Annotated in this window: 17 protein-coding genes; 7 read left to right on the top strand and 10 right to left on the bottom strand. The window is 69.0% G+C overall.

Annotation, left to right across the window (positions count from 1 at the left end; translation table 11 throughout):
• Positions 1–68: 68 nt before the first annotated feature.
• The gene (locus tag ACLQ2O_RS36210) at positions 69–1040 is read right to left on the bottom strand and encodes a helix-turn-helix transcriptional regulator (RefSeq protein WP_425841301.1); all 972 of its coding nucleotides are present in this window, start codon (positions 1038–1040) and stop codon (positions 69–71) included.
• Positions 1041–1144: 104 nt separating this feature from the next.
• Between ACLQ2O_RS36210 and ACLQ2O_RS36205 the strand changes: the two genes are divergently transcribed.
• Entirely contained in the window at positions 1145–1540 is a 396-nt protein-coding gene (locus ACLQ2O_RS36205; RefSeq protein WP_425841825.1) for a RidA family protein, read from the top strand.
• Between the two features lie 48 nt (positions 1541–1588).
• Here the strand turns inward: ACLQ2O_RS36205 and ACLQ2O_RS36200 are convergent, their stop codons facing one another.
• Positions 1589–1930, bottom strand: a complete 342-nt coding sequence (locus ACLQ2O_RS36200; RefSeq protein ID WP_425841299.1) for a hypothetical protein — start codon at positions 1928–1930, stop codon at positions 1589–1591.
• Between the two features lie 308 nt (positions 1931–2238).
• Between ACLQ2O_RS36200 and ACLQ2O_RS36195 the strand changes: the two genes are divergently transcribed.
• Together ACLQ2O_RS36195 and ACLQ2O_RS36190 are read left to right on the top strand one after the other, a co-directional pair.
• Positions 2239–2682: a peptidoglycan-binding domain-containing protein gene (locus ACLQ2O_RS36195; protein ID WP_425841297.1), complete on the top strand. Its 444-nt coding sequence runs from the start codon at positions 2239–2241 to the stop codon at positions 2680–2682.
• Between the two features lie 104 nt (positions 2683–2786).
• Entirely contained in the window at positions 2787–3470 is a 684-nt protein-coding gene (locus ACLQ2O_RS36190) for a class I SAM-dependent methyltransferase (RefSeq protein WP_425841295.1), read from the top strand.
• A gap of 122 nt (positions 3471–3592) precedes the next feature.
• Here ACLQ2O_RS36190 and ACLQ2O_RS36185 read toward each other — a convergent pair whose 3' ends face one another.
• A complete protein-coding gene (locus tag ACLQ2O_RS36185; protein WP_425841822.1) occupies positions 3593–4051 on the bottom strand; it encodes a MarR family winged helix-turn-helix transcriptional regulator in 459 nt (152 codons plus the stop codon).
• A 99-nt stretch (positions 4052–4150) separates the two neighbouring features.
• Here ACLQ2O_RS36185 and ACLQ2O_RS36180 point away from each other — a divergent pair, with 99 nt between their 5' ends.
• The gene (locus tag ACLQ2O_RS36180; RefSeq protein ID WP_425841293.1) at positions 4151–4720 is read left to right on the top strand and encodes a YceI family protein; all 570 of its coding nucleotides are present in this window, start codon (positions 4151–4153) and stop codon (positions 4718–4720) included.
• A 99-nt stretch (positions 4721–4819) separates the two neighbouring features.
• Here the strand turns inward: ACLQ2O_RS36180 and ACLQ2O_RS36175 are convergent, their stop codons facing one another.
• On the bottom strand, positions 4820–5467 hold the full coding sequence (locus ACLQ2O_RS36175) for a TetR/AcrR family transcriptional regulator (protein WP_425841291.1): 648 nt from the start codon (positions 5465–5467) through the stop codon (positions 4820–4822).
• Between the two features lie 115 nt (positions 5468–5582).
• On the opposite strand from ACLQ2O_RS36175, the gene ACLQ2O_RS36170 reads away from it, so the two are divergent.
• Genes ACLQ2O_RS36170 through ACLQ2O_RS36160 form a run of 3 tightly spaced genes read left to right on the top strand, consistent with a single transcriptional unit; the run spans position 5583 to position 8718 of the window.
• A complete protein-coding gene (locus ACLQ2O_RS36170; RefSeq protein ID WP_425841288.1) occupies positions 5583–6728 on the top strand; it encodes an acyl-CoA dehydrogenase family protein in 1146 nt (381 codons plus the stop codon).
• 14 nt (positions 6729–6742) lie between these two features.
• A complete protein-coding gene (locus tag ACLQ2O_RS36165; RefSeq protein ID WP_425841286.1) occupies positions 6743–7963 on the top strand; it encodes an acetyl-CoA C-acetyltransferase in 1221 nt (406 codons plus the stop codon).
• The gene (locus ACLQ2O_RS36160) at positions 7963–8718 is read left to right on the top strand and encodes an SDR family oxidoreductase (RefSeq protein ID WP_425841284.1); all 756 of its coding nucleotides are present in this window, start codon (positions 7963–7965) and stop codon (positions 8716–8718) included. The genes ACLQ2O_RS36165 and ACLQ2O_RS36160 overlap by 1 nt, the downstream gene beginning before the upstream one ends.
• A gap of 24 nt (positions 8719–8742) precedes the next feature.
• On the opposite strand, the gene ACLQ2O_RS36155 is transcribed toward ACLQ2O_RS36160, so the two are convergent.
• The 6 genes from ACLQ2O_RS36155 to ACLQ2O_RS36130 all read right to left on the bottom strand — a co-directional run bounded on the left by ACLQ2O_RS36155 (position 8743) and on the right by ACLQ2O_RS36130 (position 13824).
• Positions 8743–9717 carry a hypothetical protein gene (locus tag ACLQ2O_RS36155; RefSeq protein WP_425841282.1) on the bottom strand — a complete coding sequence of 325 codons (975 nt, stop codon included), beginning with the start codon at positions 9715–9717 and terminating at the stop codon, positions 8743–8745.
• Positions 9718–9810: 93 nt separating this feature from the next.
• Positions 9811–10338 carry a hypothetical protein gene (locus tag ACLQ2O_RS36150; RefSeq protein WP_425841280.1) on the bottom strand — a complete coding sequence of 176 codons (528 nt, stop codon included), beginning with the start codon at positions 10336–10338 and terminating at the stop codon, positions 9811–9813.
• A gap of 43 nt (positions 10339–10381) precedes the next feature.
• Positions 10382–11101, bottom strand: coding sequence for an ABC transporter permease (locus ACLQ2O_RS36145; RefSeq protein WP_425841278.1), 720 nt, complete (start codon positions 11099–11101; stop codon positions 10382–10384).
• Positions 11101–12015 (bottom strand): ABC transporter ATP-binding protein, encoded by a 915-nt coding sequence (locus tag ACLQ2O_RS36140; protein WP_425841276.1) that lies wholly within the window; start codon positions 12013–12015, stop codon positions 11101–11103. The genes ACLQ2O_RS36145 and ACLQ2O_RS36140 overlap by 1 nt, the downstream gene beginning before the upstream one ends.
• Positions 12012–12932: an ABC transporter permease subunit gene (locus ACLQ2O_RS36135; protein ID WP_425841274.1), complete on the bottom strand. Its 921-nt coding sequence runs from the start codon at positions 12930–12932 to the stop codon at positions 12012–12014. The genes ACLQ2O_RS36140 and ACLQ2O_RS36135 overlap by 4 nt, the downstream gene beginning before the upstream one ends.
• A complete protein-coding gene (locus ACLQ2O_RS36130; RefSeq protein ID WP_425841271.1) occupies positions 12925–13824 on the bottom strand; it encodes an ABC transporter ATP-binding protein in 900 nt (299 codons plus the stop codon). The genes ACLQ2O_RS36135 and ACLQ2O_RS36130 overlap by 8 nt, the downstream gene beginning before the upstream one ends.
• Positions 13825–13920 lie beyond the last annotated feature (96 nt).

The following is a 13920-nucleotide window of genomic DNA, read 5'->3' as shown; positions in this document are numbered from 1 at the left end:
TAGTGGAAAGAACTCCGCGCAAGACGGTGCCCGGCGGTGAGAACTCGGCGCAGTACGGCGGCCAGCGCTCAGGACTCCGGGTAGCGCTTGAGCATCGCTGACGCGCGGTCGTGCAGCGTCGTACGGAGCCACTGCGGCTCCAGGACTTCCGCGTTCGTCGCGAGCTGCCACAGCGCCCAGACGGCGTGGCGCGCGTCCTGGAACGTCGCCTCCATCAGCAGCCAGCCGTCGTCGGCGGGCTCTTCGGAGAGTACGGAGAGCGCCGTACCGACCAGGTCTTTCCGTCGTACCGGGTTAACGCGTGCCAGTACGGCGACCTGGTCGCCGCCGGTGCGGAACCGCGTACTGCGGTCCTGCCAGGCCTGGTCGAGGTCGACCTCGACCGGACGCTCAGCCGGCTCGGCGAGCTCCTCGGCGTCGAGCACCCGGGACAGTCGGTAGGTGCGGTCCTCGCCTGACTTCGTGGCCAGCAGGTAGCCCTGCTCGCGCACCGTCACGAGGCCGATCGGGTCCACCGTGCGCCACTCCGGGTCGTTGTCGGCAGCCGCGTAGTGGATGCGTAGCCGGTGCCCGGTCAGCACAGCACGTCGTACGGCGGCCATGACTGCGTCGGGGACCTCGTCGGTGTCGCGGCGGCGCGAGAGGAGGTCGATCTCGGGATCGAGCAGCAGGCGCTGGGCCGCGCCGGTGGCGGTGTCGCGGTAGCTGTCGGGGAGGGCGTCGACGACCTTGAGCATGGCTGACGCGAGCGCTGAGCCCAGGCCGAACGCCTGAGCGCCGCGCCGCGACCCGGCGACCAGCAGGGCGAGCGCTTCGTCGTGAGCGAGCCCGGTGAGCTCGGTCTGGAAGCCGGGCAGCAGGGCGAACCCGCCGTGGCGGCCGCGCTCGGCATACACCGGTACGCCGGCAGCGGACAGCGCCTCGATGTCGCGCAGCACTGTGCGCGTGGAGACCTCCAGCTCGCGGGCGAGCGTGGTGGCGGACAGCTGGCCGCGCTGACGGAGCAGGAGTACGAGCGATACCAGCCGGTCGGCGCGCACGGTCGAAACCGTACCGGAATACATGACCAAGGGTGTCGTGAATTGTTGGCAGGCTTCATCGACGGACGGACTTCGTGGACGAATCGATGGGAGCTGAAGTGGCAGTGGAGCGAACGGCGGTCAACCCGGTGACGTGGTCGGTGGGGATGGGCTTCAACCAGGGAGAGCTCGTCTCCGGGTACACGCGAACGTTGTACTGCTCCGGGCAGACCGCGATGAACGCCGACGGCAAGCCCGAGCACGACGGCGACCTGGCCGGACAGTTGGCCCTGAGCCTCAGCAACCTGGAGGCCGTGCTCGGGGAGGCGGGGATGACGCTGTCGGATCTGGTGCGGCTCAACGTGTACACGACAGACGTCGACCTGCTGTTCCAGCACTACGGCGTACTGGCATCGCGCTTGGGCGCTGCGCGGGTGGCGCCGACGACCACGATGCTGGGGGTGACGCGACTCGCGATCCCGGGCCAGCTGGTGGAGCTGGAGGGGACTGCCGTCGCGTAGTTCGAACTCGCTGCCTCCGGTCTGTGTCCGGAGGCAGCGAGCCTGCGCCTACGTCAGCCAATGCACGCTGTGGCGGTGCTGGTGGTTGGCGAAGTCGTAGTCGTCGAGCTGGTCACCGGCGTTCCAGGCGCGGAGCAGCCGGTGCAGCTCGTCACGCTCACGGCGGCGTTCGGGGACGTAGTAGAACCGGTGGATCTCCTCGGCGTCCGGGCCGAACCGGCCGTGCGGGTGGCGGTCGGTACCGTCGCTGCGCGCGGGCCCACAGGTCGCGCGAGGGTCGAACGTGAGGGTCTGCTCGATGCAGTCCCCGTCGCGGTGGTCGTGCTGGATCGGATGGTTCTCGACGTGCCGGACCACCCAGCTCGGACGGTCCTTGTCGGTGCGGCTCATGCATGCTCCCGGCATGCATCCGTGCGCGGCCGTTACCGCGTCTGCTCCCGGATGCCTAAGGCTCCGGGGCTGGGCGCTGCGAGGAGTGGGCCATGCGGGCAACGGTACGACGGGGTGCTGCGGGTGAGCGACGGGATATGGACGCCGGTACGTCGACCTGCCCAACGACGAAGCCCTTCGTGGGACCTCGTCCCGTCGATCTCGCGGACCTGTCGTCCGGTGGAGGGAGTGGCAGCAGCGTGTGAGGAGGCTGAATGTCCTGCGTGGTGCGCTGGACGAACTCATTCAGCGACTGGGAGGACGGAAAGATGAAGTTCGGAATGCGAATGGCGGGCACGGCGTTGGCAACTGGTGGTCTCGCGATCGGGGGAGCGTTGACCTCCGCGGCGGCGCCGGTCCCCGCGGGGCAGAGCGGTCAGGCCGCAGTGGCTGCGTTGGCGACCTGCAATAGGACGCTGAACGTGGTGACGCCGACCAGGTACGCGGTACTGCCCGCGGCTGCCGACCTCGAGTGCCAGATGGGCATCGGGTCGGCCGGGCCGGAGGTCACGCCCCTGCAGGTGTCCCTGAACCGGTGCCACGGCGCCGGGCTCACTGTCGACTCGATCTACGGACCGAAGACGGCCGATGCGGTGCGGCTCGTGCAGTCGAAGGCCGGTATCCCCGCCGACGGGATCTACGGACCGCAAACCCGGCGGGTCGTCTACTGGCTGTTCAGCAATGGCTCGTGCGCACGGGTGCTCGGGCCGTAGTTCGACCACTTTGTTCGGGCGGCTGGAAACTGGCGCCGGATAGTGGAGTAGTCGACGGTCCTTGTCGGTGACTTGGCAGAATAGAGAGTGAGAGGGAGGCTGCCGTGGCACTCACAACCAAGGCGGTCGCGCGGTATGACGGGCTTGCCGACTGGTACGACGAGCGGAACGCTGCTGCGGCCGACTCCAATCGGGAGCCGCTGGTGGATCTGCTGGGGCCGGGAGGTGGGCTCTGCCTGGACCTCGGCTGCGGGACCGGACTGAATCTGCGGACGTTGCGCAGTACCGGCCGCACTGTCATCGGCCTCGAGTACTCCGCGGACCAGTTGCGGCTCGCCCGGCAGCGTGCCGTCCGGGGCGAGGCACTGGTCCGGGCTGACGCTGGGGCTCTGCCGTTCGCCGACGAGGTCTTCTCGACGGTTGCTGCCCTGTGGATCTCCACCGACCTCGACGACCTGGCCGGTGTCCTGCGCGAGGCATCCCGCGTGCTGCGGGCGGATGGGGTGCTGGTGTTCTACGGGGCTCACCCGTGTTTCAACGGGCCGCACACCGAAGGGCGGGCCGATGGCGGGCGCGTCGTTCACCCGACCTATCGCATCGCCGGGTGGCACCCGGAGGCGCCTTGGTGGGGTGAGGGCGGCATTCGTCAGCACCTCGGGATGCGGCACGTGCCGCTGGCCGATCTGCTGAACTCGTTCGCCGAGGCGGGGCTGATGATCACGCGGACCGTGGAGCCGCGGAGTGATCTGGTGCCGTGGGTTCTGGCGCTGCGGGCTGAGAAGCGGTAGCCGCTCCGAGCGGCGTCAGGAGTCCGGGCCGCTCGGCGACTGTGGCCCACCTGTTGTCAACGAGCGCCGGCGAGCGGAAGGGCCCGCGTGGGAAGGATTAGTCCTTCCCACGCGGGGGCCGGTCAGCGTTGGCCGATGTGTTCGGAGACGGCGTCGAAGACTCGGCCCACGGCGGCGAAGTCTTCGGGGGTGGCGAGGTCGACGAGGTTTTCGCGGACGCCTTCGACGTGGGAGGGGGCGGCCTGTTCGAGCAGGGCGAAGCCGGCTTCGGTGAGCTCGGCCCAGACTCCGCGCTTGTCGCTCTTGCACGACGTACGGCGGACCAGGTCGGCTGCCTCGAGACGGCCTACAGTGTGGGTGAGGCGGGAACGGCTCTGGTGCAGGCGGTCGGCCAGGTCGGCCATCCGCAGGCGCCGGTCGGGGGCCTCGGAGAGGCGGACCAGGATCTCGTAGTCGTTGATGCCCAGGCCGAACTGCCGTAGGTCGTCGTCCAGCTTGGCCATCAGGCGCGCCGTGCCCAGCAGGTACGCGCGCCACGCCACCTGCTGCTCGGAGTCAAGCCACCGGGTGCCAGTCGTCATCGTCACCCGGACAGTGTACCGGGAATGTAGTTCAGATTTAAACCGTTACTGCTCATCAGAGTCGGTTGAACTTTTAACTACATCCCCGAGAGGACCCCGATGAGCAGCACCGGTACGACGACCGCGACCAGCACCATCCCCGGCCTGGTGGCCGGCACCTACGCCCTCGACACGGCGCACACCGAGATCGGCTTCACCGTCCGGCACCTGATGACCAAGGTGCGCGGCACCTTCCGCGAGTTCGCCGGCGAGATCGTCGTGAAGGACTCGCTGGAGGAGTCCGCCGCGGCCGTCACGGTCGAGCTGGGCTCGGTGCACACCCGCAGTGAGCAGCGCGACGGGCACCTGCGCTCGGGCGACTTCTTCGACGCGGAGAACAACCCGAAGATGACCTTCACCAGCACCGGGCTGAAGCCGGAGGGCGACGACTTCGTCCTGGCCGGCGAGCTGACGATCAAGGACGTCACCAAGCCGATCGAGTTCGCCGTCGAGTTCCTCGGCGTCGAGCAGAACGCCTACGGCCAGAAGATCATCGGCTTCGAGGGATCCGCCTCGATCAGCCGCAAGGACTGGGGGATCGACTTCAACGTCCCGCTGGAGGGCGGCAAGCTGCTGATCGGCGACAAGGTGGACATCCATCTCGACGTCCAGGCGGCGCTGCAGGTCTAGTCGGTACGCCGAAAGGCCCCGGACCCTCGGAAGAGGGTGCCGGGGCCTTCGGCTGTCTGGGCCGAGCTGACCGGGTCGAAGCGCGGGTACGCGAGCGGATCAGGCCTGGACCATCCGCAGCGCCAGGTCGGCGTACAGGGTGCCGAGGTCCTCGGGTTTGGTGCGATGAGGTGTGTACCAGCGGGCGACGTCGATCGACAGCGACAGTACGGCGAGCGTCGTACCGGGAAGGTCTTCGACGGCGAAGGATCCGTCGGCGGCGCCGTCGGCGAGGACCTGCTCGATCTGGGTGGAGATCGCGCGGCGGATCGTCGCGACCTCGGCGAAGTGCTCGGGGGACAGTGCGGCCAGCTCGTACTGGACGACGCGCGCGATGGTGTGGTGCTCGGCGTGCCAGGCGGTGAACGCCGAGACCATCGCCCAGAGCCGGGCCGCCGCCGGACCGCCAGACGCCTCCGGCGAGGGCGCGCGGCTGGAGGCCGGAGCGGCGGCGGCCAAAGACGCGTCCTGCAGTACGGCGAGCGCCGCCTGGTGGCCGTACAGGCTGATCTCGAACAGCAGGCGTTCCTTCGAGGGGTAGTGCACGTAGAGGGCGGCCGGTGACATGCCGGCGCGGGACGCGATGTCGCGGGTGGTGGTCGCCTGGAAACCGCGTTCGGCGAACGCATCGATGGCGCCGGTGAGCAGCCGGCGGGCCGCGGGCGGCTGGACGTGTTCCCACACGAGGGGACTGGTGACTGCGGACACGTTGACACTCTGCACCGGATTCGGGAAGCTAAGCAAGCGCTTAGCCACCGATCACACAGACGTCAAAATCACACGCCAGATCACACTCGGGCGACCCTCGGGGAAGGACCCAGCGATGCAACGGATCATCTTCGGCGAGGACCACCACGCGTTCCGGGCCAGTGCGAAGGAGTTCTGCGACCGCTCGCTGGTCCCGCGGATGGAGCAGTTCCTCGAGGAGAAGACGATCGACCGCGCGGTCTGGCTGGAGGCCGGCAAGCAGGGCTTTCTCGGGCTCGACGTGCCCGAGGAGTACGGCGGTTCGAGCGTCGGCGACTACCGGTTCAACGCGGTGTTCGCCGAGGAGGTCTCGAAGGTGTCGGCCTCGCTGTCGAGCTGCTTCGGGATCCACTACGACTGCGCCGCGCCCTACCTGGTCGATCTCGGCACCGAGGAGCAGAAGCAGCGCTGGCTGCCGAAGTTCAGCTCCGGCGAGCTGGTCGCGGCGATCGGGATGACCGAGCCGTCCGGCGGGTCCGATCTGGCCGGGCTGAAGACCAGCGCGAAGAAGGTCGACGGCGGCTGGGTGCTGAACGGGTCGAAGACGTTCATCACCAACGGCGACATGGCCGACCTGACCGTCACCGCCGCGCGGACCGACCCGAGCAAGGGCGCCAAGGGCATCACGCTGTTCGCGGTCGAGGAGGGCATGGAGGGGTTCGCCCGCGGCCGAAAGCTCGACAAGGTCGGGCAGACCGAGTCCGGGACGTCGGAGCTGTTCTTCGAGGACGTGTTCGTCCCGGACGAGAACGTGCTCGGCGAGATCGACCGCGGCTTCATCCACATGATGGAGCGGCTGGCCCAGGAGCGGGTCGGGGCAGCGGTCTCGAACATCGCGCACGCCGTACAGATCCTCGACGAGACGATCGAGTACGTGAAGCAGCGCAAGGCGTTCGGTCAGGCGGTCGGCTCGTTCCAGTACAACAAGTTCCTGATCGCCGAACTCGTCACCAAGGCCGAGGTGACACAGGCGTACGTCGACAACGCGATCGTGGCGCACGACGAGGACCGGCTGTCCGCGGTCGACGCCGCGAAGGCCAAGTGGTGGAGCGCGCAGGTGCAGAACGAGATCCTGGACGCGTGCGTCCAGCTGCACGGCGGCTACGGCTACATGAACGAGTACCGGGTCGCCCGCGCCTGGCGCGACGCCCGGGTGACGAAGATCTGGGCCGGCAGCAACGAAATCATGAAAGAACTCATCGGCCGCGACCTCGGCCTCTAGAAGGGACCCTGCAAATGCCTGAAGCAGTCATCGTCTCCACCGCGCGGTCGCCGATCGGGCGCGCCGGCAAGGGGTCCCTGAAGGACATCCGGCCGGACGACCTGGCCGTGCAGATGATCCAGGCCGCGGTCGAGAAGGCCGGCCTGACCGGCGACCAGGTCGAGGACCTGATGCTCGGGTGCGCCGAGCCACACGACGAGCACGGCGGCAACATGGCCCGCCGGGTCGCCGTCCAGCTCGGGTGGGACAACACGCCCGCGACGACGGTCAACCGGTTCTGCGCGTCGTCGACCCAGACCGCGCGGATGGCGTTCCACGCGATCAAGTCCGGTGAAGGCGACATCTTCGTCAGCGCCGGCGTCGAGTGCGTCTCGCGCTACAAGAACTTCGGGTCGGCCGGGGTCGGTGACCCGAGCTCGTTCAACCAGGTGTTCACCGACGCCGTGCAGCGGACCGAGAAGTACGCCGAGACCAACGACGTCTGGCACGACCCACGCGAGGACGGGCTGCTCCCGGACATCTACATCTCGATGGGCCAGACCGCCGAGAACGTCGCGACGCTGCGCGGGATCAGCCGGGCCGACCAGGACGCGTTCGGCGTACGGTCGCAGAACCTGGCCGAGAAGGCGATCGGCAACGGGTTCTTCGAGCGCGAGATCACGCCGGTGACGCTGCCCGACGGGACCGTGGTCAGCAAGGACGACGGACCGCGCGCCGGTACGACGCTGGAGAAGGTCAGCCAGCTGCAGCCGGTGTTCCGGCCGGACGGGACCGTCACGGCCGGCAACTGCTGCCCGCTGAACGACGGTGCCGCGGCCGTGGTGATCATGAGCGACACCAAGGCGCGTGAGCTCGGGCTGACGCCGCTGGCCCGGATCGTGTCGACCGGGGTCAGCGGGCTGTCGCCGGAGATCATGGGCCTCGGCCCGGTCGAGGCGTCCAAGCAGGCGCTGGCGCGGGCCGGGATGAGCATCTCCGACATCGACCTGGTCGAGATCAACGAGGCGTTCGCCGTCCAGGTGATCGGGTCGGCGCGCGAGCTCGGCATCGACGAGGACCGGCTGAACGTGCACGGCGGCGCGATCGCGCTCGGCCACCCGTTCGGGTCGACCGGCGCGCGGATCATGACGACGCTGGTGAACGGGCTGCAGTTCGAGGACAAGCAGTTCGGGCTGGAGACGATGTGCGTCGGCGGTGGCCAGGGCATGGCGATCGTGCTGGAGCGACTGAGCTGATGGGGCTGAAGGGCCGGACGGCGATCGTCACCGGAGCGTCGCGGGGGATCGGGCTCGCGGTCGCGCAGCGACTGGTCGCCGACGGTGCCCGGGTCGTGATCACCGGCCGCACGCAGGAGACGCTGGACGCCGCGGTCGAGTCGCTCGGCGGTGCGGAGAACGCGCTCGCGGTCGCCGGCAAAGCGGCCGACCCCGAGCACCGCGGGCAGGTGGTCGAGGCCGCGCTGTCGACGTACGGGTCGGTGGACCTGCTCGTCAACAACACCGGCATCAATCCGGTCTACGGCTCGCTGCTCGACGTCGACAGCACGGTCGCCGCGAAGATGGTCGACACGAACGTGCTCGCCGCGATCGCGTGGGTGAAGGCCTGCCGGGACGCGTGGATGGGCGAGCACGGCGGCGCGGTCGTCAACCTGTCGTCGGTCGCCGGCCTGGCGCCGTCGCCCGGCATCGGCTGGTACGGCGCGACGAAGGCGATGCTGTCCCGGGTCACGATGGAGTTGGCCGTCGAGCTCGCGCCCGCGATCCGCGTCAACGCGGTCGCACCGGCGGTGGTGAAGACGAAGTTCGCCGGCGCCCTGTACGAGGGGCGCGAGGCGGACGTCGCGGCGACGTACCCGCTGAAGCGGCTGGGGCGACCGGAGGACGTCGGGTCGCTGGTGTGGTTCCTGCTGTCGGACGAGTCGTCATGGATCACCGGCCAGACGCTGACGATCGACGGTGGGCTGACGCTGAACGGCGGGATGGTGCAGTAGGCAGTACGCCGTACGGAGGCCTCCTCACTGAGGAAAGTACTGCTGGTCCCAGTCGCTGCCCAGGTCGCGGATCAGGTGCTCGGGAGTACGACGGCGTTGCGTGCCGGAGTCGAGGTACTCGTAGTCCTCGACGATCAGCAGCCGACGGTCGGTGCGGACGGCGAAACCGACGCCGCGCGGGATCGGCAACGACGTGGACCAGAGCGCACGCCGCGGATCCTCGTCCAGCTCCAGCAGGTCCACCACCGCGGGCGCGATCCGCGCCACGCGGTCGCTGGCGTGGTACTGCTTCGCCGTGACCATCGCCTGCTCCAGCAGGTCGCACAGTTCCTTGATCCGCCAGTGGCGGCGAGCCTTGGCATCGGCCTCCTCGGCGCGCCCGAGCGAACGCAGCACCGAGATCAGACCGAACAAGGCGTCCTCGTCGTCCGGGTTGTCGTCCAGCAACCGCCGATAGACCCGTTCCGCTGCCTCGAACCGGTCACCGACCCGCAGACCGGTGGCCAGCTCGAACAGCCCGTCGCGGTCCTTGGGCGGGCGAGCGTCCGCGATGTACGCGTAGGCCGTGCCGGCGAGCTCAGGGTCGCGCTGCAGACAGTTCTCGCCGAGCCACCGGGCCGCCGCGACCCGCGTCCGCTTGGTGAGCCCCCGCTCGAACCGACGCCTGTGGTCCGGGAGTTGCTGTTGGTACAGGGCCTCCGCCGAGGTTGCGGACCGCTTCTCAGCCTCCTCGTCAGCGACCTTCCGCCGCGCCTCACGGTCTCGCAGGTACCTGCGCTCGGCGGCCTCGTCGTCAGCTGTCCACGGGTTCGGCATCCACCCCGAGTCGAGCATGAGGGTCATGACCTCACGCTCGTGCTCCACGCAGAACCCGACCGACCGATCGCCGTCGTCGAGCTGGGTCTCCTGCGGAGTGAGCAGCCTTCCGCCGATGCGCTGGTTACGGATGAACCGGTCGACCGCCATCAGGCCGCAGATCGCACAGGTCTCGAGCATCATGAGGACAGTCAATCGCACGGTGCTGCGACCAGGGCCGCGGGTGCAGGAGTAGGACATCGCCGGGCGACGGCAGGTTCGCGAGATCCCTCCGGGTCATACACGCCGTACGGCGGCGAAGGTCTGGCGGAGGTTGACGGTGCCGTCCTCGGCTTCGTCCTCGTTGCGCCAGTCGAAGGTGGTGGGGGTGATGTTCGTGAAGCCCCAGCGCGTCTTGTACGCCGTGAGCTCGCGAGCTTCGAGCGTGATCCAGTCGTCGCCGGACCGCCCGATGAAGGTCATCACGAACGCGGCCTTGGGGCCCATCCAGGTGGACCGGAAGGCTTCCAGCTCGGGATCGTAGAGCCGGACCGACAGCCCCCACTCGCCGTCGCCGTCCGCGGCGCGGCGGGCGCGGCTCGGGGTGATCCAGATGTCGGCGACGGCGCGGCCGTCCAGCGCCCAGCCGAAGTGCCATTCCCCTTCCGTACGCCGGGCGACCGCGCCGGCGTCGTCGTACCAGCAGACGTCGAGATCCCAGCTGCCGATGAGCGGCTGGAAGACGGCGAAGTGTTCGGCGTACTCCGGCCGAGGAGCATCCGCGACGAAGAGGCCGGCGAGCAGCTCGCGCGGGGTGGTTGTCATGTGCTTGAGGCTATTTCACACCTGACGATGCCGCCAGGGGCTTTTACTCGGCGGTCGAGAGGATCAGCGAGCGGAGCCTGGTGATGGCCAACGTCAGAGCGGCGATGGTCACGGCCACCAGGAGCAGGGAGGCGATGGGGAGTTTGACTGCCGACTCCACGCGGGGCGCGTCGGTCAGGTTGCTGATCAGGGCCAGGGACCACTGCTGGACCGACAGCATCTTGGCGCCGTCGACGTACTGGCCCATCACGCTTTCCCACAGCAGGGAGTAGATGAGGCCGATCGTGACGGCGTTGCCGGAGATGACGGACAGGGCGATGAAGATCGCGACGTAGGCGATGCCGGCGACCAGGGAGCCGGTGCCGAAGGCGACGGCGGTGGTGATGTCGCCGGGGTCGAGGACGATTCCGGCGAGCAGGATCGGAAGGGCGCCGAGGACGAGGACGACACCGACGGCGACGGCAGCCTTGGTGAGGATGATCGTGGAGCGCTTGATGGGCTTGCTGAGCAGGTAGACGATCGAGCCGTCGTCGATCTCGGAGGCGATGGCGCCGGTGCCGGCGACCAGGGCGACGAGGGGGAGGATGACGGCCAGCCCGAACTGCTGCAGCAGGGCGGTCTGCAGGCCGGACTTGTCGTCGACCGTGAGGGCGAGCAGGACGCAGAGCGCGACGAAGACGCCGGGCAGGACGTAGAGCAGCAGGCCGCGCCGGCTGCCGAAGAGGGTGGCCAGCGTCAGCCGGACGATGGTGCGGACGACCATCAGTTCCTCCCGACCAGGTAGGAGAAGACGCTCTCGAGCGACTCGTCGGTCGGGGAGACCTCGAGCAGCCGGATGCCGAGGTCGCGCGCGAGCCCGGGGACGAGCCGGCTGAAGCGTTCGAAGTCGACCACCCGGATCTGCAGGGAAGCAGCGTCGAGGTCGGCGCCCGTGGTCGACGGGTCGCCGATCAGGGCGGCGGCCAGCCGGCGGTTGTCGCTGGAGCGCAGTCGGTACAGCATCGGCCGGTCGGTCATCAGTGTGCGGATCGCGCGGTAGTCACCGGAGGCCGCGTGCCGCCCGGACACCACGACCTCGATGTGGGTGGCGACCTGCTGCACCTCCTCCAGGATGTGCGAGCTGAACAGCACGGTGCGCCCGTCGCTGCCCATCTTGCGCAGCAGCTCCATCAGGTGCAGCCGTTGCCGCGGGTCCATGCCGTTGAAGGGTTCGTCGAGCAGCAGTACCGACGGCTCGTGCACGAGCGCGGCCGCCATCTTGATCCGCTGCTTCATGCCCTTCGAGTACGTCGAGATGCGGCGCTCCGCCGCATCCTCCATCGCGACGACGGCGATCGCGGCAGCCGCGGCGGCACCCGGGGCAGCCAGCCCGTGCAACGAAGCGTTCGCCTGCACGAAAGCAGCACCGGTCAGTACGTAGTACGCGGCCTCGGTCTCCGGGACCAGGCCGATCGCCGAGTACGCGCGCTCGTTCCGCCAGACCGGTACGCCGTCCAGCGTGACCGCGCCGACCGACGGCGGCAGGAAGCCGGCCATCATCGTGATCAGCGTGGACTTGCCGGCGCCGTTCGGGCCCAGCAGCCCGGTCACACCCGGGCCGATCGTCATCGTGACGTCGTTGACCGCGACGACGTTGCCGTACCAGCGGGAGACCTTCTCGATCTGGATCACGCTCACCCGCGGGCCACCTTCGCGTACCGCCGGTTGAGGCCCCAGACGCACAGCCCGACCACGAGCAGCCAGACAGCCAGGAACACCAGCCCCTGCGCGGTGGTCGGGATCCAGCCGTCGGAGTCGTCGCGGAACACGAACGTGCTCAGTGTGCGCGACAGCGTGAACGGCGAACCCAGGTTGGCGAACCGGGCCGCCGTGCTGGTCATCTTCTGGTCGGTGTCGAGGATCGCGGTGGTGGTGATCGTCGCGGTGAACGACACGATCAGCACGGTGATGATCGCGGCGACCGCGAAGCCACGCCGCGGCGTCGCGGCCGCGATCAGGCCGCCGATCGCCGCGAGCATGATCGACAGCAGCAGCCCGCCGGCCAGCCCGGTGCCGAACTCGCGCGTCATGTCGGTGAAGTCGAACTTCGCGAGCAGCGCCCCGACGTACAAGACGAACAGCGGGATGCCGATCAGGATCATCAGCGCGATGATCAGTGCGCCGAGCTTGGCCAGCGCATAGTCCGTACGACGGGGAGGCCGCGCCAGGTACAGCACGATCGAGCCGTACCGAAGATCGCGGGAGAACAGCTGCGGGGCCTGCGACGCGAGGTACAACGCGATCACCGGCTGCAGGAAGAAGACGTAGTGCGCCGGGATGACCGGCGGGCTGTCGAGCTGCAGCGAGACCTCGATGCCGACGATGATCGCGACCGGCACGACCATCACCACGAGCAGCAGGATCGGCATCACCTTGGACTTGCCGGACCGGCCGATCCCGTACGCGTGCCGCACGCTGGCCGTCAGCAACGCCTGGCTGATCGCGAACCGGCCGAGCCGCGGGCCGTCGTAGTGCCGGTACCCGATGTCGTGGATGACGCCGGTCCGTGGTTGCGCAGGTTGAAGGAGCGGAGGCGGCGGGACCTGCTCAGACACTGAAAACCTCTTCCAGGCGGTGCCGGTGCGGTTCGACCCGGACCAGGCCCAGCCCGAGATCGGCGACGGTGTCGCGGACCAGGTCGTACGTCTCCTCGCCGCTGATCTCCACCAGCACCAACGGCCCGTCGGCACGCGCCCGCGCACCAGCGCGAGCGAGCGCGGCGCCGAGGCGGTCGCGGCCGCTCAGGTCACGGACCTCGACAGCCAGTACGCCGGTCTCACCGGTCAGCGCGGCCTTCGACTCCGAGCGCAGCAGGCGCCCGCCGTCCAGGACGACGATGTGGTCGCAGACCGACTCGAGCTCGCCGAGCAGGTGCGAGGTGATCAGCACCGGGATGCCGAACTCGGTGCCGATCCGCCGGACCAGCGCGAGCATCTCGTCGCGGCCGGCCGGGTCGAGACCGTTGGTCGGTTCGTCCAGCAGCACGAGCTGCGGGTCGTGGGTGAGGGCCTGCGCGAGCTTGACGCGCTGCTTCATGCCGGTCGAGTAGCCGCCCATCGGCCGGTAGCGCGCCTCGTCGAGACCGACGTGCCGCAGGACGTCGGCCGCGCGTTCGCGGGCCGCGGTCGCGGGCAGGCCGGACATCTGGCCGAGGTGCACGACGAACTCGGTCGCGGAGACGTCGGGCGGCAGGCAGTCGTGCTCGGGCATGTAGCCGACGAGTGCCCGGACCGCCTCGCCGCCGGTGACCACGTCGTGTCCCAGCACGATGGCGCTTCCGGCGGTCGGGGCGATCAGTCCGAGCAGGATCTTCAGCAGGGTCGACTTGCCGGCACCGTTGGCGCCAACCAGTCCGGTCACGCCGGACCCCACCTCGACGGTCAACTCGTCCAGTGCCGTCACGCGGGGGTAGCGCTTGGTCAGCGCGGTGGTCGCGATCACGGGCACCCGCCAACACTAGTGGTTGACCGGCCCGTCGCAGAATCGTCAGCCGTTGCGATCCCGTCCCAAAACCAGTGGCCGGTACGACGCCCGCCTGGCTAT

Source organism: Kribbella sp. DT2 (genome assembly GCF_049844575.1).
GTDB lineage: Bacteria > Actinomycetota > Actinomycetes > Propionibacteriales > Kribbellaceae > Kribbella.
This window is presented reverse-complemented; position numbering and strand designations above follow the sequence as displayed.

Coding starts and splice junctions, on each gene's coding strand:
- ACLQ2O_RS36160 (WP_425841284.1), top strand. CDS start 7,963: ATGGGGCTGAAGGGCCGGACGGCGATCGTCACCGGAGCGTCGCGGGGG.
- ACLQ2O_RS36150 (WP_425841280.1), bottom strand. CDS start 10,338: ATGACAACCACCCCGCGCGAGCTGCTCGCCGGCCTCTTCGTCGCGGAT.
- ACLQ2O_RS36155 (WP_425841282.1), bottom strand. CDS start 9,717: ATGATGCTCGAGACCTGTGCGATCTGCGGCCTGATGGCGGTCGACCGG.
- ACLQ2O_RS36165 (WP_425841286.1), top strand. CDS start 6,743: ATGCCTGAAGCAGTCATCGTCTCCACCGCGCGGTCGCCGATCGGGCGC.
- ACLQ2O_RS36200 (WP_425841299.1), bottom strand. CDS start 1,930: ATGAGCCGCACCGACAAGGACCGTCCGAGCTGGGTGGTCCGGCACGTC.
- ACLQ2O_RS36170 (WP_425841288.1), top strand. CDS start 5,583: ATGCAACGGATCATCTTCGGCGAGGACCACCACGCGTTCCGGGCCAGT.
- ACLQ2O_RS36185 (WP_425841822.1), bottom strand. CDS start 4,051: ATGACGACTGGCACCCGGTGGCTTGACTCCGAGCAGCAGGTGGCGTGG.
- ACLQ2O_RS36180 (WP_425841293.1), top strand. CDS start 4,151: ATGAGCAGCACCGGTACGACGACCGCGACCAGCACCATCCCCGGCCTG.
- ACLQ2O_RS36145 (WP_425841278.1), bottom strand. CDS start 11,101: ATGGTCGTCCGCACCATCGTCCGGCTGACGCTGGCCACCCTCTTCGGC.
- ACLQ2O_RS36195 (WP_425841297.1), top strand. CDS start 2,239: ATGAAGTTCGGAATGCGAATGGCGGGCACGGCGTTGGCAACTGGTGGT.